The organism is Aquibaculum sediminis (assembly GCF_040712085.1).
In the GTDB taxonomy this organism is placed as follows: domain Bacteria; phylum Pseudomonadota; class Alphaproteobacteria; order Kiloniellales; family DSM-21159; genus Aquibaculum; species Aquibaculum sediminis.
This window is the reverse complement of the sequence record NZ_JBFCVK010000006.1, coordinates 67,694-92,552: the sequence shown is the minus strand read 5'-3', so window position 1 is coordinate 92,552 and position 24,859 is coordinate 67,694. Positions and strand designations below refer to the sequence as shown.

The window sequence follows — 24,859 nt, the reverse complement described above, 5'->3', positions numbered from 1 at the left end:
AGCTGGACGGGCCTCTGTCGCGTCAGCCCTGCGGTTCGATGTGAGAAGGCACGATCTCGCCGTCTTCCAGGCGTGGTGCCTGATAGTCGCTCCAGGCCTCCCCGCCCCGGTGGGCGTGGAACCAGAAGAGCGATGCGGCCAGCAGCACCACGGCCGAGATGAGCATCGCCAGCCAGGGCGCGCGCGTCCAGCCGGGCGGGTCGGGCTCATTGGCCTTGCGCGCCCCGTAGCGTGCCAGGAGCAGGTAGAGCCACCAGACCAGGAAAGGCGCAATCAGCGGCAGTACGACGGTCAGAAGCTTTTTCAGCATTCCCGGCCCAGGAGTCGTTCTGCCAGATTGTTCAGCATCCCTGCTGTCGCGCCCCAGATGTAGTAGTTGCGATAGGGATAGGCGTAGAAGTAGCGCGCGCGGCCCTCATAGGTTCGGGCATGGCGTTGCCTGTTTGCCGGATCGAGGAAGAAACCCAGCGGCACCTCGAAGACCTCATCCACCTCGCGCGGGTCGAGGATGAGCTGATCCAGAGCGATTTCGTCTTGGATCCAGCCCACGATCGGGGTCACTGCAAAGCCGGTGCGAGTCACATAGAGATCCAGTTGGCCCAGAGGCTGGATGCGCTCCGGCCCCAACCCGATCTCTTCCTGCGTCTCGCGCAGCGCTGTCGCGCGGGCATCGGCATCCTCGGGTTCGGAACAGCCGCCCGGAAAGGCGATCTGGCCGGCATGGTTCGTCAGCGCGCTGCTGCGACGGGTGAGCAGCACGTGCGGTTCACGCCGCCGCCCGAACAGTGGCACCAGCACGGCCGCTGGCCGTTCGGTGCCCCCGGGGCAGCGCAGATCGGGGTTGAGGTCGTGGTCGCCGCGCAAAACGGCCGTTGGCTCCTCTGGCGCCGCGTTCTTGCTGCGACCCTCGCGCAGGACGGCCGCCAGAAGGTCGGGCGTCACGAGCGTGCGGCTGGACTCGGACTGGACGCGGTCAGAGGAAAGAAGTGTCCGTTGCTCCATACGCCCAGTCGTTCCTCCTTTCCCACGCTTTCCGTTTCAGCCAGATCGGCCAGATGATAATACACGGATCGCACGAGCCGTGCCTCAAGTCCTGGCCTTACCAGGATATAGGGACGCGGTTCGTCGCTGTCGCCCCGTTCTTCGACACGAAGCGGATGATTGCGGTCCAGCTCGACCCAGTCGTCCACATTGGTGCGCAGGCGCAGGCACCGGTTGCGGCCGCTGCCCTCCTGGGCGAGTTCCACGGCAAGAAAAGGCGCGTCCTCCACGACGACGCGCCCGCGCTCCGCGGGCGTGACAAGCCAGTAACTGCCGTCATCTTCTCGTCGCAAAACCGTGGAAAAGAGTTTCACGAGAGGTTGCCTGCGGATCGGGCTGCCCTGGTAGAACCAGGTTCCGTCTGCCGCGATGCGCATGTCCAGCTCACCGCCGTCGAGCAGCCGGTCCGGCAGGTCCGTGAGGGTGCTGGCCTTGGCGCCCGTCTTCGGGGATGCTTGAGTGTCGTTCGGATCCGTCATCGCTCACACTGTGCTGCTGTATTGCACGCGAGGGAAGTAAGGAGAGGCCGTGACTAGCACCGACACAGCCGACCATCGAGCCGAAGCCGAACGCCTGGTTGGAGAAATCGAGAGCTTCGGCCTGCGCCTTTCCGACCTCCGTTCGGCAATCGGCAAGGTGATATTTGGGCAGTCGGAGGTCATCGATCAAACCCTGATCACCATGCTGGCCGGCGGGCATGCCCTGCTGGTGGGGGTGCCCGGGCTGGCCAAGACGCGGCTCGTGGACACCCTGGGGCGGGTTTTCGGGCTCGATGAACGGCGTATTCAGTGCACGCCCGATTTGATGCCGGCCGACATTCTCGGCTCCGAGGTGCTGGAGGAGGGCGAGGGCGGTCGGCGCAGTTTCCGCTTCATTCCGGGGCCGGTCTTTGCCCAGGTGCTCATGGCCGACGAGATCAACCGCGCCAGCCCGCGCACCCAGTCGGCGCTGCTCCAGGCCATGCAGGAACGCCGCGTGACGGTTGCCGGCAAGCCGCATGAGCTGCCAACCCCCTTCCATGTTCTGGCGACGCAGAACCCGCTGGAGCAAGAGGGCACCTATCCCCTGCCGGAAGCCCAACTCGATCGTTTCTTCATGCAGGTCGACGTGGGCTACCCCGACTACGAAGCCGAGCGCGAGATGCTGCTGGTCACCACGGGGGTTCACGACAGCACCCCAGATGCCGTGCTCACGGCGGCCGATCTGCTCGCCGCCCAGCAGTTGGTGCGACGCATGCCGGTGGGCGAGACGGTGGTCGACGCCATCCTGGGCCTGGTGCGGCGGGGGCGACCGGAAGAAAGCGAGCTGGCCGAGGTGCGCGCGCACGTGGCCTGGGGGCCGGGACCGCGCGCCAGCCAGGCGCTCATGCTGGCGGTGCGCGCCCGTGCCATGTTGGAAGGCCGGCTGGCACCCTCGGTCGAGGACGTGATCACCATGGCGCCGCCGGTGCTGCGTCATCGCATGGCGCTCAACTTCGCTGCCCGCGCCGACGGCGTCTCGCTCGACGATGTAATCACCCGTCTGGCCGAGCCCTATCTGTGAGTTATCTCACCATCGCCTGAGGAGAGTCGCGCCCGCTCATGGCACCTGCTTCCAAGCAACGCAGCCGGCCCCTCGACGCACAGCGGCGCGGGGAAGCGCTGGCCGCGGCCCTGCCGCCGCTGCTCGTGGCGGCGGAGCGGGTGGCTGCGACGGTGGTCCAGGGGGTGCATGGTCGCCGACGCGTGGGCCTGGGCGAGACCTTCTGGCAGTTCCGTACCTATGAACCGGGCGATCCGCCGCAGCTGATCGATTGGCGGCAGACGGCAAAGAGCGACCGCGTCTATGTGCGCGACCTGGAGTGGGAAGCGGCGCAGTCGCTCTGGCTCTGGTCGGATGGCAGCGGTTCGATGAACTGGCGTTCGGTCGAGGCGGCAGAGCAAAAAAAGCGACGGGCGGACGTCCTGCTGCTCGCCCTGGCGTCGCTGCTGGTGCGCGGCGGCGAGCGCGTGGCCCTGCTCGGCAGTGGCCGGCGGCCCCATAGCGGGCGCGATGCCTTGCAGCGACTGGCTCTCGCTCTGGAGCGCAATCAGGGCGCGGAGCAGGAGGATGAGGGACAGGAGGATGAGGGATTGCCGCCGCGCGATACGCTGCCACGCCATTCCCGTGTGATCCTCTTCAGCGATTTCCTGGCGCCCGTCGACGCGATCGAGGCCCGTCTGCGCGGCTTTGCCGAGCGCGGGGTGGGCGGGCATCTCGTTCAGATCCTGGACCCGGCCGAGCTTTCCTTTCCCTTCAACGGCCGGCTCAACTTTGTCGGCCTGGAGTCCGAGAATTCCTGGTTGCTCAGCCGCAGCGAGGCGGTGCGCGGCGACTACCTGAAGCGAATGGAGCGACAGCGCCAGGCCCTGGCCGATCTCGCGCGCCGGCTCGGCTGGCGCTATCAGTTGCACCGCACGGATCGCTCGGCGGAAAGCGCACTGCTCAGCCTCTATCAGACCATCGGCATTCTGCCGACGGTTCGGGGGGGAGGGCACTGATGCTCGGTTTCGGTCCGCTTGCCTTCGCCAGTCCCTGGTTGCTGCTGGCGTTGCTGGCGCTGCCGGTGCTCTGGTTCCTGCTGCGGGTCACGCCCCCCTCGCCGCGCCGGCAGTTTTTTCCCGCCGTGCGCCTGCTCATGGGCCTGCGTCCACCGGAAGAAACCCCGGCTCGCACGCCCTGGTGGCTTCTGCTGCTCCGGCTGTTGATCGCTGCGCTGGTGATCCTGGCACTGGCCCGGCCCATCCTCAATCCGACGGCGCCCTGGGGCGGGGAGGGGCCGCTGGTGCTGGTGGTGGACAACGGCTGGTCGGCGGCCCTCGACTGGGAGGCGCGGCTGGAAGCCGCCAATGCACTCGTCGATCAGGCGGAGCGCCGGGAACGCTCCGTGCTGCTGCTCACGACCGCGCCGGATCGAATTGGAAGCGCGCAGGATGCGCAGCGCCGGGCCGTCTTGCAGGAAGCCGAGGCGGTGCGCCGACAGCTGCGCACCTTGGCGCCCAAACCCTGGCCGGTCGATCGTCAAGGCGTGGTCTACGCGCTGGAGGACACGAGGCTGCCGGGGCCGGCGCAGGTCTACTGGCTGGCCGATGGTCTGGACGCCCCCGGCACGACAGCCATGGTGCAGCGCCTGCGGCGTCTGGGGGCCGTCACGATGCTGCGCGGTGCTGCGGATGAGGCGCCCAAGCTGCTGCTGCCGCCGGAAAGCGAAGAGGCGGAAATGCTTGTCCGGGCAGCCCGTGTCCCGGCGGACTTCGGTGAAACGGTCACACTGCGCGCGGTCGACGCCGAAGGCTACGCCGTCGCGTCGACCGACCTGACCTTCGAGCCGGGCAGTGCCGAAGCGCGGCAGCCACTCGATCTGCCACTGGAACTGCGCAACCGGATCGACCGCCTGCGGCTCGAACGTGAGCAGGGGGCCGGCGCGGTGGTCCTGCTGGACGAGCGCTGGCGCCGGCGTCCGGTTGGGCTCGTGACCGTCAGTGCCGGCGCGGGCTCCCAGCCGCTCCTCGACGAGCTTTACTACCTGGAGCGCGCGCTCGATCCCTTCACCGAGATCTATCGCGGCAGTCTGGAGCAGCTTCTGGAGCGCCGCCCAGCGGTCATGGTCCTGGCGGACAGCCGGCCCGGCAGCCCCTCCGAAGCAGCCTCCCTGCGCGAGTGGGTCGAGGATGGTGGCCTGTTGCTGCGTTTCGCCGGCCCGCGGTTGCTCGATGCGCCCGACTCGTCGCTTCTGCCGGTGGAACTGCGCGATGGAAGCCGCACGCTGGGAGGCGCCCTTGCCTGGGATCGACCGGCCGGTCTCGCGGCCTTTCCCGAAGAGGGGCCATTGAGCGGCTTGGCCGTGCCTGATGATGTGGTGGTGCGCCGCCAGGTGTTGGCCGAACCGGCGCTGGACCTGGCGGAAAAGACCTGGGCGCGCCTGGAGGACGGCACCCCCTTGATCACCGCCGAACGCTGGGAGGCGGGGTGGAGCGTTCTGGTGCACACGACTGCGAACGCCGAGTGGTCGAACCTGGCGCTTTCCGGTCTGTTCGTGGAATTGCTGCAGCGGGTCGTCGCGCTAAGCGAGGGTGTCGAGACGGCCGGGGAGGAGGCGCTGCCGCCGCTCCGCCTGCTCGACGGCTTCGGTCGCCTGGTCCGGCCGTCGCCCGGCGTGCAGTCCCTGCCTGCCGATTCGGCAGTGGTGCCCGGGCCGGAGCATCCGCCGGGGCTCTATGGTTCGGCCTTGTCTCGCCGGGCCTTGAACCTGGCCGAGGCGGTGCCGGCGCTGGAGCCGCTGCCCGAGGCGATTGGGGACGTGGCCATGGCACCCTATCGGGCAGAGCGCGAGCAGTCCCTGATGCCGTGGCTGCTGACTGCTGCCTTGCTGCTCGCCCTGCTGGATCAGTTCCTTGGCCTGGCCTTGCGCGGGCTCCTGCCCGGACGGCCGCACCGCCGCTTGGGCCGCCTGGGCCGCCTGGGCCGCCGGGGCAGGAGCCCGCGCCGGGGCGCCGGTGCAGCGGGCTTCGTCTGCGCGCTGGCGATTAGCGGCCTTGTCACGGCGGGTACAGCGCGGGCACAGGATGGGGCAGCCGGCACCGATGAGAGCTATGCCTTCGCGGCACTGGAGGAGACCCGCCTGGCCTACGTGGTCACCGGCCAGGCCGAGGTCGACGAGATGAGCCGCGCCGGACTGCTCGGGCTGAGCCAGATGCTCACGCGGCGCACGACCATCGAGCCGGGCGAGCCGATGGGTGTGCGTCCCGGGCGCGACGAACTGGCCTTCTTCCCGCTGGTGTACTGGCCCATCACCGCGGGCCAGGGCGGTCTGGATCAGGCGGGCCAGGATGCGCTCAACCGCTTTCTGGAGCATGGGGGCACATTGCTGATCGATTTGCTGCGTCCCGACGCCCTGCGCAACGTCATGGGCGGCACAAACAGCAGGCTGCAGCAGGCCACGGACGGCCTCGGCATTCCCCCCCTGCAGCCGCTTCCCCCGGATCACGTTCTGACCCGCGCCTTCTATCTCATTCAGGAGTTCCCGGGGCGCTACAGCGGCGCCGGCCTCTGGGTGGAGGAGACCGATGAGCGGCGCCACGACGGGGTCGCCACCGTGATTCTCGGCGCCGGCGACTGGGCTTCGGCCTGGGCCGTGGATGCCCGAGGCCGGCCGATGGCCGCGGTTGTGCCCGGCGGGGAACGCCAGCGCGAGATCGCCTACCGCTTTGGGATCAATCTCGTGATGTACGCCCTGACCGGCAACTACAAGGCCGACCAGGTACACGTGCCCTACATCCTCGAGCGTCTGGGGCAGTAGGCGATGGCGCTGGATCTGGCCTTCTCCCCCTTCCTGCCGACCTGGGCGCTGCTTGTGCTGGGGCTGGGCGTTTTGCTCCTCGGGCTGCTCGCTATCCTGCGGCGTGCGCGCGGCGCTTGGCTGCGACTGGCCTCGGCCGCGCTGCTGCTGCTCCTGCTGGCCAATCCGGCGCTGGTCCGTGAACAGCGCGAACCGCTGGACGATCTTGCCCTGGTCGTGGTCGACCGCAGCCCCAGCCAGGGGATCGAGGAGCGTCAGGCGCAAACGAACGCCGCCCTGGCCGGCCTGCGTGAACGCCTCTCGGATCTGCCGGTAACGGATGTGCGCGTGGTGGAGAGCCGGCCGGGCGGGGCCGAGCAGGATGATGGCACGCGGCTCTTCCGCGAGATCGGCCGGGTCCTGGCCGAGGTCAACCGCGAGCAGGTGGGCGCCATCTTCCTGCTGAGCGACGGCCGCGTGCATGACGTGCCGGAGGATGTGGCCGCGCTGGGGATCGATGCGCCGATCCATCTGCTGCGCAGCGGCCGTGATGGCGAAGGCGACCGCCGCCTCACGTTGATCAACGCTCCCAGCTACGGCCTGGTCGGACAGCCGCTCGAGGTGAGCTTCCAGGTCGATGATCTGCCGCAAGCGGAGGAAGGCTTGGCAGAGGTCCAGCTTTCGGTCGACGGCGAGGCCGTGGATCGGCAAGTGGTGCGCCTCGGCCAGGAGCAGAGCCTGAGCTTCCGTCTGGATCGCCGCGGACCTGCCGTAATCGAACTGGAGGTCGAGGCCGGTCCCGAGGAACTGACGCTGATCAACAACCGCGCCGGTGCCATCGTGAACGGCGTGCGCGACCGACTGCGTGTCCTGCTGGTCTCGGGCGAACCGCATGTGGGGGAGCGGGCCTGGCGCAACATCTTGAAGTCGGACCCCTCCGTCGATCTGGTTCACTTCACCATCCTGCGGCCGCCGGAGAAGCAGGACGGCACGCCGATCAGCGAGTTGGCCCTGATCGCCTTTCCCACGCGCGAACTCTTCGAGCTGAAGCTCCAGGAATTCGACCTGGTGATCTTCGACCGCTATCAGCGGCGCGGCATTCTGCCGACCAGCTACTACGAGAACATCGTGCGCTATGTGGAAGAGGGCGGGGCGCTGCTGGAGGCCGTGGGGCCGGTGACCGCTACGCCGCTTTCGGTGCACCGCACGCCCCTGCGCCAGGTGCTGCCCGGGGAGCCTAGCGGGCGGATTGTCGAGCAGGCCTTCCAGCCGCGCGTTACCGAGCGCGGGCAGCGCCATCCCGTGACCGCTGAACTCAACGGCTCAGCCCGCAATGGCCAGGCGGATACCCCGGCCTGGGGACGTTGGTTCCGGCTGCTGGAAACGGTTGAGCGCAGGGGAGAGGTGGTGATGAGCGGCGCAGAAGAACTGCCGCTGCTGATTCTCGACCGGGTCGGAGAGGGCCGCGTGGCCCAGTTGAACAGTGACCAGATCTGGCTGTGGAGCCGTGGCTTCGAGGGCGGGGGGCCGCAAACCGAACTGCTTCGCCGCACGGCACACTGGTTGATGAAGGAGCCCGATCTGGAGGAGGAGGTCCTGCGTGCCCGTGTGGATGACGGCGAACTGCAGATCAGCCGCCGCAGCTTGGAGGAGGGTGATGCCGCGGTGACGGTGACGCTGCCCGACGGCGAGGAGCGGGAGGTGACACTCGAGGCGCAGGCTCCCGGGCTCGCCCAGGCGCGCCTGCCGGCCTCTCAGGCCGGCCTATACCGGGTCACGGACGGCGAGAATGTGGCTCTGGCGCCGGCCGGCCCGGCCAATCCACGCGAGTTCGAGGATCCGCGCGCGACCACGGAGATCCTGCAGCCGGTGATCGCGCAGACCGGCGGCGGCGCCAGAGCGATGGAAGAGGGTCTGCCGGAGCTGCGCAAGGTGTCGCCCGGCCGTGATCGCGAAGGCCGCGGCTGGCTGGGCGTGGTGGGGCATGGGGCCTATCTGGTGACGGGGATCGAGCGGGTTGCGCTCTTCCCGGGGTTCATCGCCCTGTTGCTGACTCTGGGCCTGCTTCTCTCGGCTTGGCGCCGTGAAGGGAGATAGCGGCGCGGACGTATCCGCCATCCGGTGACAGAAAAGAGGAAAGGCCGCTGGTCCCCCCAGCGGCCTTTCTTGAGTCTGCTGTGGGCAGGAGGTCTCTCCCGCTACACCGTCAGCGAGGAATCAGAGCAGCTTTCCCATCACAACCGCCGTGTCGCTCATGCGGTTCGAGAAGCCCCACTCGTTGTCGTACCAGGACATGACACGCACCAGAGTGCCGTCGATGACCTGGGTGCCCGAGAGGTCGAAGATTGAGCTGGCCGGGTGGTGGTTGAAGTCGATGGAGACCAGCGGTTCGTCGTTCACGTCCAGCACGCCCTTAAGCGGCCCACTGGCCGCGGCGCGGATGGCGTCGTTGATCTCTTCGCGGGTGGTGCTGCGGCCGGCGTCGAACTTCAGGTCCACCAGGCTCACGTTCGGCGTGGGCACGCGGATGGCCACGCCGTCGAGCAGGCCCTTCAGCTCCGGCAGCACCAGACCCACGGCCCGGGCGGCGCCGGTGGAGGTGGGGATCTGCGACAGGGCCGCCGCGCGGGCGCGGTGCAGGTCCTTGTGCAGCGTGTCCACCGTGCGCTGGTCGCCGGTGTAGGCGTGGATGGTGGTCATGAAGCCGCGCTGGATGCCCACGGCCTCGTGCAGCACCGCGGCAACCGGCGCCAGGCAGTTGGTGGTGCAGGACGCGTTGGAGATCACCTCATGGGCCGCGGTCAGCTTGTCGTGGTTGACGCCGTAGACCACGGTGAGGTCGGCATCGCCCGCCGGAGCGGAGATGATGACCTTCTTGGCGCCACCCTGCAGGTGGGCCGCTGCCTTGTCGCGGCTGGCAAAGAGGCCTGTGCACTCCAGCACGATGTCGACGCCCAGGTCGCCCCAGGGCAGCTTCGTCGGGTCACGCTCGGCGAGGACCTTGATCTCCTTGCCGTCGACCAGCAGCGCCGCTTCCCGGGATTCGACCTGGCCGGGATAGCGACCGTGCACCGAGTCGTACTTCAAGAGGTGGGCGTTGGCTTCCGCCGTGCCCAGATCGTTGATCGCCACGAACTCGATATCGTCGCGCTTGGATTCCGCGGCTGCCCGCAACACCAGGCGACCGATACGGCCGAAGCCGTTGATACCGACACGAACTGCCATCCCTTAGTCCTCCACCAGGTTGAGAGTGCCCGCCATCACAGGCCGTTGCGTACGGCCTTTACGATCGCGTCCACCGTGATGCCGAAGTGCTCATAAAGCTGTTCTGCGGGTCCCGAGGCACCGAAACCCTGCATGCCGATGTAGATCCCGTCCGGCCCGAGCCAGCGCGGCCAACCGAAGGGTCCGGCTGCCTCGATGGCCACGGGCAGGGCACCCGGCCCCATCACTTCGTCGCGGTAGTGAGGCGGCTGCTCCAGGAAGAGTTCCCAAGACGGCATCGACACCACGGCCGCCGAGATGCCTTCCTCGCGCAGCTGCGCCTGCGCCTCGATCGCCAGATGCACTTCCGAGCCGCTGGCGAAGAGCGTTGCCTGGCGCGCACCGGCGGCAGGCGAGAGGATGTAGGCGCCCAGCGCCGACCAGTTGTCTTCCCCGGCTTCCTGGCGAATTGTCGGCAGACCCTGACGCGTCAGGGCCAGCACCGACGGCCGGTCCTGGGACTGCAGCGCCACCTGCCAGCACTCGGCGGTCTCGATGGCGTCTGCCGGGCGGAATACATTGAGATTGGGCATGGCGCGCAAGGCCGCCAGATGCTCGACCGGCTGGTGGGTCGGCCCATCCTCGCCCAGGCCTATGGAGTCGTGGGTCATGACATAGACCACGCGCTTGCCCATCAGGGCCGACAGCCGGATCGAAGGCCGGCAATAGTCGGAAAAGACCAGGAAGGTGCCGCCATAGGGAACGACACCGCCGTGCAGGGCGAGGCCGTTCATCGCCGCGGCCATGCCGTGCTCGCGGATGCCGTAGTAGACGTACTGTCCGGAGTAGTCGTCGGCGGTGATCGGCTGCTGCGCCTTGGCCTTGGTGTTGTTGGAGCCGGTCAGGTCGGCTGAGCCGCCCACCAACTCCGGCAGGATCCCCGCCAGGGTTTCGATGACGTTGCCCGAGGCCTGGCGCGTTGCCACCTTCGGCTGCTCGCTTTGCACCTTCCGCTTGAAGTCCAGGATGGCCTGGTCGAAGCCCTCGGGGAGATCGCCGGCCATGCGCCGCTGAAACTCCTCACGCAGCTCTGCCGGCGCGGCCTGCAGGCGGGCTTCCCAGGCATCGGCGGTGGCGCCGCCGCGGCGGCCGATGGCGCGCCAGGCTTCCAGCACCGCATCGGGAATCTCGAAGGGCGCATGCGGCCAGCCCAGGGCCTCGCGCGTCGCGGCGATCTCGTCGTCGCCCAGCGGGGCGCCATGCGTCGCCGCGGTGCCCTGCTTGTTCGGCGAACCGAAGCCGATCACCGTGCGGCAGGCGATCAGTGCCGGCTTCGTGGTGTCGACCTGCGCGGCGGCGATCGCTGCGGCAACGGCCTCAGGGTCGTGACCGTCCACCTGAAAGGTCTGCCAGCCGTAGGACTCGAAGCGGCGCAGTTGGTCGTCGGAGCAGGAGAGACTGGTGGCGCCGTCGATGGAGATGCCGTTGTCGTCGAAGAGGACGATCAGCTTGCCAAGCTTGAGGTGCCCGGCCAGGGAGCCAACCTCGTGACTGATGCCTTCCATCAGGCAGCCGTCGCCGGCGATCGCGTAGGTGCAGTGGTCCACCAGATCCTTGCCGAAGCGCGCTTCCATGATGCGCTCGGCCAGCGCCATGCCGACGGCGTTGCCCAGGCCCTGGCCCAGCGGACCGGTGGTGGTCTCAATGCCCTTGGCGTGGCCGTACTCGGGATGGCCGGCGGTGCGGCTGCCGAGTTGGCGGAAGTTCTTGAGCTCCTCCAGCGTCATGTCCGGGTAGCCGGTCAGATGCAGCAGGGAGTAGAGCAGCATGGAGCCGTGCCCCGCCGAGAGCACGAAGCGATCGCGGTCAGGCCAGTCGGGGCGCTGGGGATCGAACTTCAGGAAACGGCCGAACAGCACGGTCGCAACATCGGCCATGCCCATGGGCATGCCCGGATGCCCGGACTTGGCTTTCTGGACGGCATCCATGGACAGGGCACGGATCGCGTTGGCGAGATCCTTGCGGCTCACATCGGTTCCGGCCGCGGGTGTCGCCGGCGAAGCGTTCATCTGGCACTCACTAATCTTGGTTCAGGCTCGGTCGAAGCGCTGTGGGGAGAACGCGCGAAAGGCTCCGCCCGTTGCAGCATTGCGCTGCACAATGCCGAGACAGGGGGCGGGGGTCAACCAACGAACCGGGCGACGAACCGGGAGACGAACCGGGCCAGCCTAACCGTCACTTGTGCGTAGGGCAAAGGGGTCGTTGACCCCGACTCCCGCGCATCCCTATTCTGGCCTTGAGAGCGGTGCGGCCCTGTTGGGGTTCAGGTGGCGCCTGCTCGTACTTGTCAGATACCTGGAAAGGCCTTTTTCATGAGCATATCCGAGCCGACCGGCCACGCAATGGCAGGGGCGCAGGACGGCAATCCGGTGGCCGCGGCTGCGCATCGACTGGATGACGCCTTGGGGCGGCTGGAAGCGCTGGTGGAAAAACGAGCGGCCCGAGAGGGCGAGTTGCAGTCGGCCTTGCGCGAGGCGCGTGACGAGAATGCGCAGCTTCGCGAACTGCTGCAGACTCTGGCCGGGCGGGTCGACGCAGCGGTCAGCCGGCTGGAAGAGGTACTGGAGGAGTAGGGGCTTTGGCGCGTGTCAATCTCTCCGTAAACGGCCGCTCCTATGAAGTGGCCTGTGCCGACGGTCAGGAAGAGCAGTTGGAGCGCCTGGGCGCCGATCTCGATCAGCGCATTTCCGAACTTGTTTCGCGGCTGGGGCAGGTGGGAGAGGCGCGCCTGCTGCTCCTGGGCGCATTGTTGATCGCCAATGAGGCCGAGGCGCTGCGCAACGGGGCCTCGGGTGCCGAGGATGGTGCCACGCTGGAGCTGCTGCAAAGCGCCGCGCAGAGGGTCGATACCCTTGCAGCGCGCCTTGAGGAAGCCTAAGTCTGGCCGCGGCGGCTTGCGAGCCGCCGAGGGGCTGCTGCGGAGTGCGTCAGGTTTTTTCGATCCCTGGGGCCAATGCACATCTCTAGGGAGCTGCCTCTGTCGGGGTCCTGGCCTCGTTATGCGGTGCCCACCTGTCCATGACAGGCCACAGAGGATGAATCGCAACCAACGGCTCAGGCGGCACCCTTTTTTGTTCCTCTCTGCTCTGCAACCGTGTTTCGGGGGTGCGCCGTGAGTGCGCCAAAAGACGATCTCGCGGCGGTGAAGCAGGCCTTGCGCAAGGAAGCGCAGGCCGCACGCGCTGCTGCTGCGGCTGCTGCACCCCAGGATGCGGCCAAGCGCATGATGGATTCTCTGCTGCAGAGGATCACCACCTGGCCCGGTGCCGTGGTCTCGGCCTATTGGCCCATGGGGGATGAACTGGACCCCATTCCGGCCGTAAAGGCGCTGGCGGCACAGGGGCATCCCATCTGCCTGCCGGTGGTCATCGGGAACAACCAGCCGCTGGTGTTCCGCGCCTGGAAGCCGGGTAATCCACTGGAGCCCGCGGCCTTTGGCACGCGAGAGCCGCCTGCCGAGTCGCCGGAAATGGAACCGGACCTGCTGCTGGTGCCGCTGCTGGCCTTCGATCGGCGCGGCTATCGCCTCGGTTACGGCGGTGGCTTCTATGATCGCACCCTGGTGGCAATGCGTGCCCGCAAGGCGATCCTGGCGGTCGGCATCGGCTTTGCCGGCCAGGAGGTGCCGGAGGTGCCGCATGACGAACTGGATCAGAAGGTCGATCTGATCGTGACCGAAACCGGGGCCATCACGCCCGAATGACGCGGGCTTGCCGCGCGGGCAGGACAAGGATTTTCCATGCGACTGCTATTCTGCGGTGATCTCGTCGGTCGATCGGGTCGCGAGGTGGTGCTGCAGCATCTTCCCGAGCTGAGACGCTCCCTGAACCTCGATTTCATTGTGGTGAACGGCGAGAATGCCGCGGCGGGTTTCGGCATCACCCGAAAGATCTGCGACGATGTCTTTGCCGCCGGTGCCAATGTGATCAGCGGAGGCAATCACTCCTGGGATCAGCGTGAGGCGCTCACTTTCATCGATGCTGAGCCGCGTCTGCTGCGGCCGCTCAACTATCCGCCGGGCACGCCGGGCCGCGGCGCGGGGGTCTTCTCCGCCGGCGGGCGCAAGGTGCTGGTGATCAATGTGATGGGGCGGGTCTTCATGGACCCGCTTGACGATCCCTTTCGCGCCGTGGAGCAGGAGCTGTCCCGCCACCGGCTCGGGTCGACGGTGGACGCGATCATCGTCGATGTTCATGCGGAAGCCAGCAGCGAGAAGATGGCCATGGGGCATTTCCTCGACGGACGCGTGAGCCTTGTGGTCGGCACGCATACGCATATTCCCACGGCGGATGCGCAGGTGCTTCCCGGCGGAACGGCCTACCAGACCGACGCCGGCATGTGCGGCGACTACGACTCGGTCATCGGCATGGACAAGCGCGTGCCCCTTGAGCGCTTCACCCGCAAGCTGCCCACCGAGCGGATGGCGGCGGCTCAGGGACCGGGTACACTCTGTGCGGTCTTTGTCGAGACGGACGACCGCACCGGCTTGGCGCAGCGCGTCGAGCCCCTACGACTCGGTGGCCGCCTGCGCGAACAGCGCCCGGAGTAGTCCCGGCAAAGCCCCGAACCGTCCGGGGTCGCTTCAGACCGCAGATCGCGTGGCGCTTTTCGCCAGCCGGTGAAACCTGATAGAAGGCATCATCGCTGCCTCGCCGCGCTGTGCGGCCGGGGACGAAACGCGAGCCTTCTTGCCGGACGCATTTGCTTCGGGCCTGCACCAAGGGACCGGGCGCTGTGCGCCGTTGGGCTTTAACCGGGTAGCCGAACAATCGGGATCGAATGAACCATGGCGGGTCATAGCCAATTCAAGAACATCATGTATCGCAAGGGGGCGCAGGATAAGAAGCGCGCCCAGCAGTTTGCCAAGCTCGGTCGCGAGATCATCGTGGCGGCCAAGAGCGGCGGGGGAGATCCGGAGGCCAATCCTCGCCTGCGCGCGGCCATCCAGGCGGCTCGCGCCGCCAACATGCCGAAGGACAACGTGGAGCGCGCGATCAAGCGCGCCACCGGCGAAGGGGCCGACGTCAACTACGAGGAAATCCGCTACGAGGGCTATGGCCCCGGCGGTGTGGCGGTGATGGTCGAGGCGCTGACCGACAACCGCAACCGCACCGCGGCGGAGGTCCGCACGATTTTTTCCAAGAACGGCGGCTCGCTGGGTGAGACCAACTCCGTCTCCTTCCAGTTTGAGCGCGTGGGCGAGATCGTTCTGCCAGCCGAGGCGGGGGATGCGGACAGTCTGTTCGAGGCAGCGGCGGAAGCCGGGGCGCAAGACGTGCAGTCGAGTGAGGAGGAGCATGTCATCACCTGTGCGGCGGACGACTTCTCCGACGTGCGCGACCGAATCAGCGAGCGCTTCGGCGACCCGCGCAGCGCCTCACTCGTCTGGCGGCCGCTCAACACCGCCCCGGTCAACGAGGAGCAGGCGCAGACCCTGTTCAAGCTGATCGATGCGCTCGACGACAACGATGATGTGCAGCAGGTCTCGGCCAACTACGACATTGCCGACGACGTGCTGGCGCGTCTGACCGCCTGAGGATCTTCTCCATGTCCGCGCTGCTCCCCGCCCGGAGCGCGCAGGCGAGTTGCGTCTGATGCGCGTGCTCGGGCTCGATCCCGGCTTGCGGCGAACTGGCTGGGGCATCATCGATCAGCAGGGCAGCCGCCTGAGCCATGTCGCCAATGGCACGCTGTTGAGCGACAGCAGCCTGAGCCTTGCCGAGCGCCTGATGCAGCTCGCCCGTGCCTTGGAAAAGGTCCTGGAGGAACATCGGCCGGAAACGGCGGCGGTGGAAGAGACCCTTGCCAATCGCAATCCCTCCTCGACGCTCAAGCTCGGGATGGCACGGGGCGTTGCGCTGCTGGTGCCGGCCTCGGCCGGTTTGCCTGTCAGCGAGTATTTGCCGATGATCGTCAAGAAGTCGGTGGTGGGAACCGGACATGCCGGCAAGGAGCAAGTACAGATGATGGTGGAGCGTTTGCTGCCGGGCTGCGAGCTCGCCTCGGCCGATGCGGCCGATGCCCTGGCGGTGGCGATCTGCCACGCCCATCACATGGGCAGCCTGCGCAGTTGGGCGCCGACGGCGGGCAGGGCGCGATGATCGGCAAGTTGAAGGGCTTGTTGGAGGAGGTTGCCGAGGATCACCTGCTCATTGACGTCGGTGGCGTCGGCTATCTCGTCTTCGCATCAGCGCGCACGCTGGGGCGCCTGCCGGGGAAGGGAGAGGCCTTCGCACTGCTGATCGACACGCATGTGCGCGAGGACCACATCCATCTCTACGGTTTTCTCGAGCGCGCGGAGCGTGAGTGGTTCCGCCTGCTGCTGACCGTGCAGGGGGTGGGGGCCCGCCATGCCCTGGCCATTCTGTCCGTGCTGGATCCCGCCGAACTCTCCACCGCCATCATGGCCCAGGACAAGGCCGCGGTGAGCCGGGCCAACGGCGTGGGGCCGAAGCTGGCGCAGCGCGTGGTGCATGAGTTGAAGGAGAAGGCAGGACGCCTGGCTGTCACGGCCGAGTTCAGCCCGGCTGCGACAGGCGGCGGCGCCGAGCTGGCTCCGGCGGCGACCGGCGATGCGGTCGACGCCCTGGTGGCCCTGGGCTATCGCCGCAGCGAGGCCTTCACGGCCGTCGGCAAGGCGGCGGCCGAACTGGGTGAGGCGGCCGGCGTCGAGGCCCTCATCAAGTCCGGATTGCAGGAGCTGGCACGATGAGCCAGGCAGGTTCCGAAGAGCGGGTGGTGGCGCCGGAGCTTTCCGCGGAGGATGCGGAGCTGGGCTTGCGGCCGCTCATCCTGGACGACTTCATCGGGCAAAGGCAGCTGCGCGCCAATCTGCGCGTCTTCGTCGAGGCGGCAAAGGCGCGCGACGAACACCTCGACCACGTGCTGTTCCACGGCCCGCCGGGGCTGGGCAAGACCACCCTGGCGCAGATCGTGGCGCGGGAACTGGGTGTCGGTTTTCGGGCGACCTCGGGCCCCGTCATCGCCCGTGCCGGCGACCTTGCGGCGATCCTGACCAACCTGCAGCCGCGCGACGTGCTCTTCATCGACGAGATTCATCGCCTCTCGCCGGCGGTGGAGGAAATCCTCTATCCCGCCATGGAGGATTTTCAGCTCGACATCATCATCGGCGAGGGTCCGGCAGCACGCTCGGTCAAGATCGATCTGCCTCCCTTCACGCTGGTTGCCGCCACCACACGCAGTGGCCTCATCACCCGTCCCCTGCGTGAGCGTTTCGGCATCCCCCAAAGGCTGCAGTTCTACGAACCCGATGAACTGCAGGAGATCGTCAGTCGCGGGGCGCGGGTCCTGAAGTTCGACATGACTCCTGAAGGGGCCGCCGAGGTGGCGCGCCGCAGCAGGGGCACGCCGCGCGTGGCCGCGCGCCTGCTGCGCCGGGTGCGTGATTTCGCCGCAGTGGACGGCAACGGCGTGGTCGATGCGGCGGTGGCCGATCGAGCCCTGCGCCGTTTGGAGGTCGACGAACGCGGACTCGATGCCATGGATCGGCGCTACCTCTCCTGTATTGCAGAGCACTATGGGGGCGGCCCGGTGGGGGCCGAAACCATCGCGGCAGCGCTTTCGGAACAGCGCGACGTGATCGAGGAGGTGATCGAGCCCTACCTGCTGCAACAGGGCTTCATCCAGCGTACCCCCCGTGGGCGTCTGCTCACCCGCACTGCCTACGCGCACATGGGCCTGGAGGCTCCGCGCACCATTGTGGAGCAGCTCGATCTTCTCGGTTCCAGTGAGGGAGAGGGTGAGAGTGAATGACTGCTCGTGGACCCGCCACCGGAAGCGTTGGGTATTTGCGCGGCTGTGTCCATGTAATGCCACTGCGTGTCTATTATGAAGACACAGACGCCCAGGGAATAGTCTATCACGCCAATTATCTGCGCTTTGCCGAACGGGCGCGCAGCGAATTGGTAAGACTTTTGAGTATTGACCAAAGGCGGCTGAAAGACGAGGAAGGTCTCGGGTTCGCGGTGCGGCGAGTCAATCTGGATTATCGCTCGCCGGCCCGATTCGACGACCTTTTGGAGGTACACACCTGCGTGACAGGGGCGCGTCCCGCCAGCATCGACGTGCATCAGCGTGTCCTGCGAGACGGCCATCTTCTTGTCGATATTGGTTTGCAGCTTGCAATGATTCGGTTGGCGACCCGGCGCCCGGTGCGGATGCCGGCCGAGGTGAGGCGCCATCTCCAAGAGTTTTGCCAACCCGAAAGGGGGAGTGAGCAGGAAAATGGAAACGGCTGCGGTTGATGCCGCTCAGCTGGCCGGTGATGCCGGCGGAATGACGATCTGGAGTCTGTTTCTCCAGGCCGATCTTGTGGTTAAGGCAGTGATGTTCATCCTGATCGGGGCTTCGATTTGGAGTTGGACCATCATCTTCGAGAAGTCGGCGCGCCTGCGTCGCCTGCGCCGTCATGCAGAGCAGTTCGAGGAGGCCTTCTGGTCGGGTCAGCCTCTGGACGAGCTTTACGATGAAATCGGCGCCGAGCCGCAGGGACCCTTTGAAGCGGTCTTTTCTGCGGCCATGCGCGAATGGCGCCGCTTCGCCCGGCGCAGCAGCACCATTGATGACGAGTCGATGCTCTCCCTGCGCGAACGTGCGGACCGGGTCATGGGCATCACCATCGGTCGCGAGATGGATCTGCTGGAGAAGCAGATGATCTTTCTGGCCTCCGTAGGGTCCTCGGCGCCCTTCATCGGCCTGTTCGGAACCGTCTGGGGCATCATGAACTCCTTTGCCTCGATTGCGGCCACGGCCAACACCTCCCTGGCGGTGGTGGCTCCTGGTATCGCCGAGGCGCTCTTCGCCACCGCCCTAGGGCTGGTCGCGGCGATCCCGGCGACCATTGGCTTCAACAAGCTGAACAACGACATCGGCCGCTACGGCCAGCGCTTGGAAGCCTTCGCCAACGAGTTCTCTGCGATTCTGTCCCGTCAGCTGGAAGAGGCGCGCTGAGCCATGTCCGGGCCCATCATGAGTCGGCGCGGCGAGCGTCACGGTGGCTTCCGGCGCCGGCGCTGGCAGCCCATGAGCGAGATCAACGTGACGCCCTTCGTGGACGTCATGCTCGTGCTGCTGATCGTATTCATGGTGACGGCGCCGCTGCTCACGGTGGGGGTTCCGGTGGACCTGCCGAGGGTGTCCGCCCGGGCGGTGACCGATAGCGGCGAGCCGCTGGAACTGACCGTCAACGCCGAGGGGTCGGTCTATCTTCAGGAGACCCCGGTCGAGCTGGATGCCTTGGTGCCCCGTTTGATCGCCATTACCGAGAATGACTTCGAGGCGCGTGTGCATGTGCGCGGCGACCAGTCGGTTTCCTATGGGACAGTGATGCAGGTGATGGGGCGGCTGAATCAGGCCGGCTTCAGTCGTGTGGCCTTGATCGTCGACCGCCCCGAGACTCAGGCGCGCTGAGGAGCGGAATCGCACGCCCATGTCAGCCTATAACCCTTATCCGGGGGAGGAGCCGCGCGGCATGAAGCGCCCGCTGGTGGCGTCCGTGCTGTTGCATCTGGGAGTGTTGGCGATCCTGCTGGTGGGTATCCCGCAGTTCAATCGCGACCGTCAGGTGTCCATGTCGGTCCCTGTGGAAATGCTGACCGAGGACGATTTGCTCAACGATGCCCTGACGCAGACCCCGATAGAGCCGGCAGACGAGGCCGAGGTGGAAGCCGCCGCGGAGTCCGAATCGCCTGAGGCCACTGCGGAGAGTGAGGCGGAGAGCATCAACACGCAGCAGTCTGAAGCCGCCGCCCCCAGCGAGGCGCCGGCGCCCACGCAGGAAACACCAGCGGAGACAGCGGCCACGGCTCAGCCAACGCCGCCGACGCTGCCTCCGGCGCCGGAAGCTGACACTGCAGCCAACGTCGAGGCAGCGCCGGAGATAGCGGCAACCGCCGAAGTGGCCGAAGCGCCCCCGGCGGAGGCTAGTCCCCAACCGCCGTCCCAGAGCACGTCGGCGCCGGAACAGAGTGCGGTACTGGTGCCTGATGCACCGGAGAGTCCGACGGCAGAACTCGCCGCGCCGAGCGAAGAGACAGAGGCGTCGGAAGAGCCGGCCCTGACGGCGAGTGAGCCCGATTCCACCGAGGCGCAGGAAACGGAGACTGCCGAGAGCGCGCCGGCAGAGACGACGGAAATGGCCGAGGCGATCGATGCGCCGCCGGTGCCGCGTCCGCGGCCGGCCGAAGCGCCAAGCACTCTGCAGCAGGCCGAGGCACCGGAAGAGGAGTCTCCGGAGGAAACGCCCCAGGAGGAGTCGACGCCGGTGGAGCCTCCGGTCACCGAGGCGGAATCGGAAAGCGAGGCCGATCCGCTGGCCTCCATCCTGCGCAACGTGGAGGAACTGGAGCCGCAGCGCGAGCAGCAGGCCAGTGCACCCACACCGTCCGAGGAGAGCGCGGCACCGCGCAACAGCCTGGCGGTCCAGCGCCGCGCCGCGGAACTCGGCGACATGATCCGCGACCAGGTGGCGAGTTGCTGGCGCATCGACGGTGGGCGGCAAGAGGCGCGCGACCTGCTGATAGGCATCCGCGTCCGCCTGGCCTCGGATGGCAGCGTCATCGGCTCGCCGAGCGTCCAGGAGCCGGGCCGCTACGCGAGCGACGGTTACTATCGATCGGCAGCGGACGCGGCCGTGCGTGCCGTGCTTAACTGCTCGCCGTTCAACCTGCCGCCGCAGGACTACGACCTGTGGCGCGACCTCGTCCTCAACTTCGATCCCAGGGAGATGTTCGGAGGATGACCAGAATTTACAGCCTCTTCGCCGGTGTCCTGCTGCTGGTCCTGTTTGGCGGTTTTGCCGCGGACCAGCGGGCACAGGCCCAGCTTACCGTCGATATCACCCGCGGCTTTGTCGAGCCCATGCCCGTCGCCGTGGTGAACTTCCACCCCTTGGATGGGGAGACCGCCGAAACCGGCCGGGACATCGCCGAGGTCATCACGGCGAATCTCGAACGGTCCGGCCTCTTCGAGTCGGTCGACCCGCGGGCCTTCATCCAGCAACCGGAATCGCTCCACGCCGGCCCGCGCTTTGCCGACTGGCGGCTGATCAACGCCGAAGCGCTGGTCAGTGGCAGCGTCGACCTGCAGGCCGATGGCCGGCTGCGGGTGGAGTTCCGGCTCTGGGACGTGCTCGCGGAGCAACAGATGGTCGGTCTGGCCTATACGACCGCCCCGGCCAACTGGCGACGTATCGCTCATATTATCTCCGACGAGGTCTATGAGCGGCTGACGGGCGAGGAGGGCTATTTCGACACCCGGATCGTCTATGTGGCGGAAAGCGGCCCGCAGAACCGGCGGGTGAAGCGCCTGGCCATCATGGACCAGGATGGCGAGAACCACCGCTACCTCACCGATGGCAGCAACCTGGTTCTCACGCCGCGCTTCTCGCCGACCACCCAGGAGATCACCTTCATGTCCTATGAAGGCGACCGGCCGCGGGTCTATCTCTTCAATCTCAACACCGGGCAGCAGGAGGTTCTGGGCGAGTTCCCGGGCATGACCTTTGCGCCCAACTTCTCGCCCGATGGCGACCGGGTGATCTTCTCCATGTCCTCGGGTGGCACCACCGACATCTATACCCTGGACCTGCGCACCCGCAGCACCGAGCGCCTGACCAACCATCCTTCCATCGACACCTCGCCCTCCTACGCGCCGGATGGACGGCGCATCGTCTTCAACTCGGACCGCGGCGGGGGGCAGCAGCTCTATGTGATGAATGCCAACGGCAGCAACGCCCAGCGGATTTCATTCGGCGATGGCCGTTATGCCACGCCCGTCTGGTCACCGCGGGGCGATCTCATTGCCTTCACGCGCATGCATCAGGGTAACTTCTATGTCGGCGTCATGCGCCCCGATGGTTCGGGTGAGCGCATGATCAGCCGTGGTTACCTGGTGGAAGGCCCCACCTGGGCCCCCAATGGCCGAGTGCTGTCCTTCTTCCGGCAGGAGCCGGCGGACAGTGCCGGTCAGGTGCGCAGCCGGTTGGTGACGGTGGATGTCACCGGCTTCAACGAGCGGGAACTGCCGACACCGATGGATGCATCGGATCCGGCCTGGTCGCCGCTCCAGACCCTGCCGGGAGCCCCTTGATCGTGGACTCCCGACACTCTATTGTGCACCGCACACGTGCGTTTTTTGATAGGGAACGGGCTGCCTACGCGGCAGCGGTGACCGCGAACGTGTCAAGCGTCGGTGCGACGTTCACTTCAGTCTCGTCAGGCCATGCGCCGAGAGACCTTCAGGGGACCCCGAAAATGCAGTACAAGCTTTTGACGATTGCGGCCGCGGCGCTGCTTCTCGCCGCTTGCGAAACCACCCCTCGGGACAGCGCCGACGCCAGTGCCGGTTCCAATGCCGGCGCCAATGCCGGCCAGGCGGGCGGGCAATTCGGTTCGGCGGCACCGGGCACTCAGGAAGAGCTGCGCCAGACCATTGGCGATCGGATCTTCTTCGACTACGACAGCTACTCCGTGCGTGGCGATCAGCGCCGGACGGTGGAGCAGGTCGGCCAGTGGATGAACCAGCACGAGAATGTCCAGCTCACCATCGAAGGCCATGCGGATGAGCGTGGCACTCGCGAGTACAACCTGGCACTGGGTGATCGGCGTGCCAGCTCCGTGCGGGACGTGCTGGTCTCCCAGGGCGTTTCCCAATCGCGTCTGAACACCATTTCCTATGGCAAGGAACGCCCCGAAGTTACGGGGTCGAACGAGTATGCCTGGGAGCAGAACCGACGAGCCGTGTTTTCCGTGCGCTGACACGCTCTTTAGGATGCGTTGCGCAACCGCCTGCCTCCCTGGGAGCGCAGGCGGTTGTGTTTTGGGCGTAGGCGCGCCCTAATCGTGCCACGAAGCTGCGGCAAGCAGCCGCAAGCTCGCATTTCTACGACCCTGGAGGAGAGTCGCATGACCGCCTCTCGTCAATTGCAGTCCGTCCGGTCCAAAAGCATGCGTGTCTCCCTGCTTGGAGGCCTGCTGGGCGCCGTGCTGGCTAGTACGGCATTTGCGGAAGCTCCCACCTTGCAGAGCGACCTCGTTGAGGTGCGCAGCGAGCTGCAGGAATTGGGTGGCCATCTTCAACTGGCTCAGGCCAGCGGCTACAGCGGGGATCGCATCGATGCGTTTGAAAGGGTGGTCCGCGACCTGACCGGCCGCGTCGAAACCATGGAACATCGCCTGCGCCAGCTTTCGGACCGCATGGATCGACTCGAATCGCGAAGCGATCAGGCGCCCGCGCGTCCCGATCCCTCCGCCGGCGCCTACTATCAGCCGCCGGAATCCGAGACTGAAGGCGCCGGCCCCAGGGTGCTGGGAACCGCTAGCGAGAGTTACGGCCAGGCGCCGCCACAGGATCAGGACAGCCCGGCCTCGCAGCCGCTCGTACAGCCGCCGGCCGAAGCCGAACCCGAACCCGATGACCGGCCGGGCGAGAGCGCACAGGCGAGCCTGCCCAGCGGCAACGCGGTTGAGCAGTATGACGCCGCCTTCGGCCTGCTGCGTCAGGCGCGCTGGGACGAAGCGGAGAGGGCTCTTGAGGCCTTCATCGAGCGTCATCCCGACCACCAACTGGCCGGCAACGCCAAGTATTGGCTGGGCGAGACCCATTATGTGCGTGGCGATTACGTGTCTGCTGCCCGGGTCTTCGCCGAAGGGTTCCAGCAGTATCCGGATTCGGGTAAGGCGTCGGACAACCTGCTGAAACTTGGCATGTCGCTGGGGGCATTGGACCGGCGGGACGATGCCTGTGGCACGCTGGCAGAGTTGGAACGCCGTTACGCCAATGCGCCGGCGCAGATCCTGCAACGCTCCCGGGCTGAACGTGAGCGGCTGGGCTGCTGACGCCACTGCACCCGAGCCGCTGAACGATGCGGCTTTCGCGGCTCTCATGGCGCCGCTGGAGCCTTTCGAGCCGGAACCGCTGATCGCCTGCGCCGTGTCCGGCGGCGCGGACAGCTTGGCCCTGCTGTACCTTGCCAGCCGCTGGGCAAGGGAGCGCTCGGGCAGTGTGATCGCCTTGACGGTGGATCACGGCCTGCGTCCTGAAGCTGCGGCTGAGGCGCGCCAGGTTGCCGCCTGTGCCGAGGCTCTGGGGGCAGGGCACCGCACGCTGCTGTGGCGCGACCCGCCACAAAGCGGCCCGGTCCAGGCAGCGGCCCGCAGGGCGCGGCTTGACCTTATGCAACAGGCCTGCCGCGATGCTGGCTGCCTGCATCTGCTCCTGGCCCATCATCGCGACGACCAGATCGAGACGCTGCTGCTGCGCCTGGCGAAGGGCAGCGATCTCGACGGTCTTGCCGGGATGGCGCCGCAGCGCCGCGTGGAGGGGTTGCGGCTGCTCCGCCCGCTGCTGGCGATCGAGAAGACCAGGCTAAAGGCCACGCTGCGCGAAGCCGGTCTGAGCTGGTGTGAAGACCCCAGCAACGATGACCTTCGTCACGAGCGCGTGCGTATCCGCCGCCTGGTTCCGGCCACGGCCGTGGCGCCCGAGCGATGGCAGGCTGCGGCAGACGCCTTTGCCCGCTTGCGCGGCTGGGCGGAAGCACGCTGTGCTGCCTGGATGGGAGCGAAGCTCGTCCTGCATCCGGGAGGCTGCGCCTCCTTGCCGGTCGAAGCCTTCGAAGAACTGCCTCACCCGCTGGCGCTGCAAATTCTCAGTCATGTCCTTCAGGCCGTTGGCGGGCGTCCCTATCCGCCGCGCGGCGCTGTGTTGCGCCGTGCCCTCGCGCGCTTGAGCCAACGCCCGAAAGCAATGACCCTGGCGGGCTGCAGGGTGATCAAACGCCCCGCGCACTGGCTTGTCGTTCGCGAGTCGGCCGGAGTGGAAAGCCTGAAACTGGCACCGGGCGAGACCTGTGTGTGGGACCGGCGCTACAGGATCCAACTCGATTCAGCAGCGGCCGCAGAATGCGATTCGCAAGCCTTTCACGTTGGCGCCCTGGGTGCTGCGGATCGCAGCGGGTTGCAGCCGCCTGCAGGCGAGACCTGGAACGAAGCGGTTCCTGGCGCGGCCCGCGCAGCGCTTCCGGCCCTGCGGTATCTTGAAGCTGTCGTGGCGGTGCCCCACTTGAACCTCTATCAGCCGGGTTTTTTGCCGGGCTTCTTGCGGATTTCCGCTTGCCCGCCGCAGTCGGCGGCCCGGTCGGACTTTACCTTATCCGGACGGGTAGGCATTCTGCAGGCAGCAGGCTTCGGCTGCTCGTAATCGGCGGCAGCCGCCGCGGCAGGTATTGAGGGAACGACC

Annotated in this window: 25 protein-coding genes and 1 other RNA gene; 21 read left to right on the top strand and 5 right to left on the bottom strand. The window is 67.0% G+C overall.

Features of this window, described 5'->3' with window-relative positions; all coding sequences use genetic code 11:
• Positions 1-22: 22 nt before the first annotated feature.
• From ABZ720_RS10935 to ABZ720_RS10925, 3 genes are read right to left on the bottom strand one after another with little or no spacing between them, the layout of a single operon-like run.
• Positions 23-310, bottom strand: a complete 288-nt coding sequence (locus tag ABZ720_RS10935; protein ID WP_366555560.1) for a hypothetical protein — start codon at positions 308-310, stop codon at positions 23-25.
• Positions 304-1,002: a CoA pyrophosphatase gene (locus tag ABZ720_RS10930; protein ID WP_366555559.1), complete on the bottom strand. Its 699-nt coding sequence runs from the start codon at positions 1,000-1,002 to the stop codon at positions 304-306. The genes ABZ720_RS10935 and ABZ720_RS10930 overlap by 7 nt, the downstream gene beginning before the upstream one ends.
• Complete coding sequence (locus tag ABZ720_RS10925; RefSeq protein ID WP_366555558.1) at positions 939-1,520, bottom strand: DUF1285 domain-containing protein; 582 nt, start codon at positions 1,518-1,520, stop codon at positions 939-941. Before ABZ720_RS10925 ends, ABZ720_RS10930 begins: the two co-directional genes overlap by 64 nt.
• 49 nt (positions 1,521-1,569) lie before the next feature.
• Between ABZ720_RS10925 and ABZ720_RS10920 the strand changes: the two genes are divergently transcribed.
• The 4 genes from ABZ720_RS10920 to ABZ720_RS10905 are packed head-to-tail and all read left to right on the top strand — an operon-like array spanning position 1,570 to position 8,434.
• On the top strand, positions 1,570-2,583 hold the full coding sequence (locus tag ABZ720_RS10920) for an AAA family ATPase (protein WP_366555557.1): 1,014 nt from the start codon (positions 1,570-1,572) through the stop codon (positions 2,581-2,583).
• Between the two features lie 38 nt (positions 2,584-2,621).
• The gene (locus ABZ720_RS10915; protein ID WP_366555556.1) at positions 2,622-3,560 is read left to right on the top strand and encodes a DUF58 domain-containing protein; all 939 of its coding nucleotides are present in this window, start codon (positions 2,622-2,624) and stop codon (positions 3,558-3,560) included.
• Positions 3,560-6,358: a DUF4159 domain-containing protein gene (locus ABZ720_RS10910; protein ID WP_366555555.1), complete on the top strand. Its 2,799-nt coding sequence runs from the start codon at positions 3,560-3,562 to the stop codon at positions 6,356-6,358. The genes ABZ720_RS10915 and ABZ720_RS10910 overlap by 1 nt, the downstream gene beginning before the upstream one ends.
• Before the next feature lie 3 nt (positions 6,359-6,361).
• A complete protein-coding gene (locus ABZ720_RS10905; RefSeq protein WP_366555554.1) occupies positions 6,362-8,434 on the top strand; it encodes a hypothetical protein in 2,073 nt (690 codons plus the stop codon).
• A 120-nt stretch (positions 8,435-8,554) separates the two neighbouring features.
• On the opposite strand, the gene gap is transcribed toward ABZ720_RS10905, so the two are convergent.
• Together gap and tkt are read right to left on the bottom strand one after the other, a co-directional pair.
• A complete protein-coding gene (gap, locus tag ABZ720_RS10900; protein WP_366555553.1) occupies positions 8,555-9,562 on the bottom strand; it encodes a type I glyceraldehyde-3-phosphate dehydrogenase in 1,008 nt (335 codons plus the stop codon).
• A gap of 35 nt (positions 9,563-9,597) precedes the next feature.
• Positions 9,598-11,610, bottom strand: coding sequence for a transketolase (tkt, locus tag ABZ720_RS10895; protein WP_366555552.1), 2,013 nt, complete (start codon positions 11,608-11,610; stop codon positions 9,598-9,600).
• 303 nt (positions 11,611-11,913) lie between these two features.
• Here tkt and ABZ720_RS10890 point away from each other — a divergent pair, with 303 nt between their 5' ends.
• From ABZ720_RS10890 to tilS, 17 genes are all read left to right on the top strand, one after another.
• Positions 11,914-12,174: a hypothetical protein gene (locus tag ABZ720_RS10890; protein ID WP_366555551.1), complete on the top strand. Its 261-nt coding sequence runs from the start codon at positions 11,914-11,916 to the stop codon at positions 12,172-12,174.
• A gap of 5 nt (positions 12,175-12,179) precedes the next feature.
• Positions 12,180-12,479 carry a cell division protein ZapA gene (locus ABZ720_RS10885; protein ID WP_366555550.1) on the top strand — a complete coding sequence of 100 codons (300 nt, stop codon included), beginning with the start codon at positions 12,180-12,182 and terminating at the stop codon, positions 12,477-12,479.
• A 31-nt stretch (positions 12,480-12,510) separates the two neighbouring features.
• Positions 12,511-12,670, top strand: a non-coding RNA gene (gene ssrS, locus ABZ720_RS10880) — 6S RNA.
• Positions 12,671-12,713: 43 nt separating this feature from the next.
• The gene (locus ABZ720_RS10875; RefSeq protein ID WP_366555549.1) at positions 12,714-13,304 is read left to right on the top strand and encodes a 5-formyltetrahydrofolate cyclo-ligase; all 591 of its coding nucleotides are present in this window, start codon (positions 12,714-12,716) and stop codon (positions 13,302-13,304) included.
• Positions 13,305-13,340: 36 nt separating this feature from the next.
• Positions 13,341-14,150, top strand: coding sequence for a TIGR00282 family metallophosphoesterase (locus ABZ720_RS10870; protein WP_366555548.1), 810 nt, complete (start codon positions 13,341-13,343; stop codon positions 14,148-14,150).
• A 237-nt stretch (positions 14,151-14,387) separates the two neighbouring features.
• A complete protein-coding gene (locus ABZ720_RS10865) occupies positions 14,388-15,137 on the top strand; it encodes a YebC/PmpR family DNA-binding transcriptional regulator (RefSeq protein WP_366555547.1) in 750 nt (249 codons plus the stop codon).
• A gap of 58 nt (positions 15,138-15,195) precedes the next feature.
• Positions 15,196-15,702: a crossover junction endodeoxyribonuclease RuvC gene (ruvC, locus tag ABZ720_RS10860; RefSeq protein WP_366555546.1), complete on the top strand. Its 507-nt coding sequence runs from the start codon at positions 15,196-15,198 to the stop codon at positions 15,700-15,702.
• Positions 15,699-16,313, top strand: a complete 615-nt coding sequence (ruvA, locus tag ABZ720_RS10855; RefSeq protein ID WP_366555545.1) for a Holliday junction branch migration protein RuvA — start codon at positions 15,699-15,701, stop codon at positions 16,311-16,313. The genes ruvC and ruvA overlap by 4 nt, the downstream gene beginning before the upstream one ends.
• Positions 16,310-17,374 carry a Holliday junction branch migration DNA helicase RuvB gene (ruvB, locus tag ABZ720_RS10850; protein WP_366555544.1) on the top strand — a complete coding sequence of 355 codons (1,065 nt, stop codon included), beginning with the start codon at positions 16,310-16,312 and terminating at the stop codon, positions 17,372-17,374. Before ruvA ends, ruvB begins: the two co-directional genes overlap by 4 nt.
• The gene (gene ybgC / locus ABZ720_RS10845) at positions 17,371-17,865 is read left to right on the top strand and encodes a tol-pal system-associated acyl-CoA thioesterase (protein WP_438264093.1); all 495 of its coding nucleotides are present in this window, start codon (positions 17,371-17,373) and stop codon (positions 17,863-17,865) included. The genes ruvB and ybgC overlap by 4 nt, the downstream gene beginning before the upstream one ends.
• Positions 17,846-18,571 carry a protein TolQ gene (gene tolQ, locus ABZ720_RS10840; protein WP_366555543.1) on the top strand — a complete coding sequence of 242 codons (726 nt, stop codon included), beginning with the start codon at positions 17,846-17,848 and terminating at the stop codon, positions 18,569-18,571. The genes ybgC and tolQ overlap by 20 nt, the downstream gene beginning before the upstream one ends.
• Positions 18,572-18,574: 3 nt before the next feature.
• A complete protein-coding gene (gene tolR / locus ABZ720_RS10835) occupies positions 18,575-19,030 on the top strand; it encodes a protein TolR (RefSeq protein ID WP_366555542.1) in 456 nt (151 codons plus the stop codon).
• Between the two features lie 61 nt (positions 19,031-19,091).
• Positions 19,092-20,360: a cell envelope integrity protein TolA gene (gene tolA, locus ABZ720_RS10830; RefSeq protein ID WP_366555541.1), complete on the top strand. Its 1,269-nt coding sequence runs from the start codon at positions 19,092-19,094 to the stop codon at positions 20,358-20,360.
• A complete protein-coding gene (tolB, locus tag ABZ720_RS10825) occupies positions 20,357-21,709 on the top strand; it encodes a Tol-Pal system beta propeller repeat protein TolB (protein WP_366555540.1) in 1,353 nt (450 codons plus the stop codon). The genes tolA and tolB overlap by 4 nt, the downstream gene beginning before the upstream one ends.
• Before the next feature lie 164 nt (positions 21,710-21,873).
• Positions 21,874-22,377, top strand: coding sequence for a peptidoglycan-associated lipoprotein Pal (gene pal / locus ABZ720_RS10820; protein WP_366555539.1), 504 nt, complete (start codon positions 21,874-21,876; stop codon positions 22,375-22,377).
• 147 nt (positions 22,378-22,524) lie between these two features.
• Positions 22,525-23,457, top strand: a complete 933-nt coding sequence (gene ybgF, locus ABZ720_RS10815; protein WP_366555538.1) for a tol-pal system protein YbgF — start codon at positions 22,525-22,527, stop codon at positions 23,455-23,457.
• Positions 23,438-24,820, top strand: a complete 1,383-nt coding sequence (gene tilS / locus ABZ720_RS10810) for a tRNA lysidine(34) synthetase TilS (protein WP_366555537.1) — start codon at positions 23,438-23,440, stop codon at positions 24,818-24,820. Before ybgF ends, tilS begins: the two co-directional genes overlap by 20 nt.
• The last annotated feature ends 39 nt before the right edge of the window (positions 24,821-24,859 follow it).

Bases quoted from the DNA above. Each gene is read 5' to 3' on its own strand.
- tolQ (WP_366555543.1), top strand. From the start codon at position 17,846: ATGGAAACGGCTGCGGTTGATGCCGCTCAGCTGGCCGGTGATGCCGGC.
- tolB (WP_366555540.1), top strand. From the start codon at position 20,357: ATGACCAGAATTTACAGCCTCTTCGCCGGTGTCCTGCTGCTGGTCCTG.
- ABZ720_RS10865 (WP_366555547.1), top strand. From the start codon at position 14,388: ATGGCGGGTCATAGCCAATTCAAGAACATCATGTATCGCAAGGGGGCG.
- ruvB (WP_366555544.1), top strand. From the start codon at position 16,310: ATGAGCCAGGCAGGTTCCGAAGAGCGGGTGGTGGCGCCGGAGCTTTCC.
- tolA (WP_366555541.1), top strand. From the start codon at position 19,092: ATGAAGCGCCCGCTGGTGGCGTCCGTGCTGTTGCATCTGGGAGTGTTG.
- gap (WP_366555553.1), bottom strand. From the start codon at position 9,562: ATGGCAGTTCGTGTCGGTATCAACGGCTTCGGCCGTATCGGTCGCCTG.
- ruvC (WP_366555546.1), top strand. From the start codon at position 15,196: ATGCGCGTGCTCGGGCTCGATCCCGGCTTGCGGCGAACTGGCTGGGGC.
- tkt (WP_366555552.1), bottom strand. From the start codon at position 11,610: ATGAACGCTTCGCCGGCGACACCCGCGGCCGGAACCGATGTGAGCCGC.
- ABZ720_RS10870 (WP_366555548.1), top strand. From the start codon at position 13,341: ATGCGACTGCTATTCTGCGGTGATCTCGTCGGTCGATCGGGTCGCGAG.
- ABZ720_RS10890 (WP_366555551.1), top strand. From the start codon at position 11,914: ATGAGCATATCCGAGCCGACCGGCCACGCAATGGCAGGGGCGCAGGAC.
- ABZ720_RS10935 (WP_366555560.1), bottom strand. From the start codon at position 310: ATGCTGAAAAAGCTTCTGACCGTCGTACTGCCGCTGATTGCGCCTTTC.
- ABZ720_RS10905 (WP_366555554.1), top strand. From the start codon at position 6,362: ATGGCGCTGGATCTGGCCTTCTCCCCCTTCCTGCCGACCTGGGCGCTG.
- ybgC (WP_438264093.1), top strand. From the start codon at position 17,371: ATGACTGCTCGTGGACCCGCCACCGGAAGCGTTGGGTATTTGCGCGGC.
- ruvA (WP_366555545.1), top strand. From the start codon at position 15,699: ATGATCGGCAAGTTGAAGGGCTTGTTGGAGGAGGTTGCCGAGGATCAC.
- pal (WP_366555539.1), top strand. From the start codon at position 21,874: ATGCAGTACAAGCTTTTGACGATTGCGGCCGCGGCGCTGCTTCTCGCC.
- ABZ720_RS10930 (WP_366555559.1), bottom strand. From the start codon at position 1,002: ATGGAGCAACGGACACTTCTTTCCTCTGACCGCGTCCAGTCCGAGTCC.
- tolR (WP_366555542.1), top strand. From the start codon at position 18,575: ATGTCCGGGCCCATCATGAGTCGGCGCGGCGAGCGTCACGGTGGCTTC.
- ABZ720_RS10910 (WP_366555555.1), top strand. From the start codon at position 3,560: ATGCTCGGTTTCGGTCCGCTTGCCTTCGCCAGTCCCTGGTTGCTGCTG.
- ABZ720_RS10925 (WP_366555558.1), bottom strand. From the start codon at position 1,520: ATGACGGATCCGAACGACACTCAAGCATCCCCGAAGACGGGCGCCAAG.
- ybgF (WP_366555538.1), top strand. From the start codon at position 22,525: ATGACCGCCTCTCGTCAATTGCAGTCCGTCCGGTCCAAAAGCATGCGT.
- ABZ720_RS10915 (WP_366555556.1), top strand. From the start codon at position 2,622: ATGGCACCTGCTTCCAAGCAACGCAGCCGGCCCCTCGACGCACAGCGG.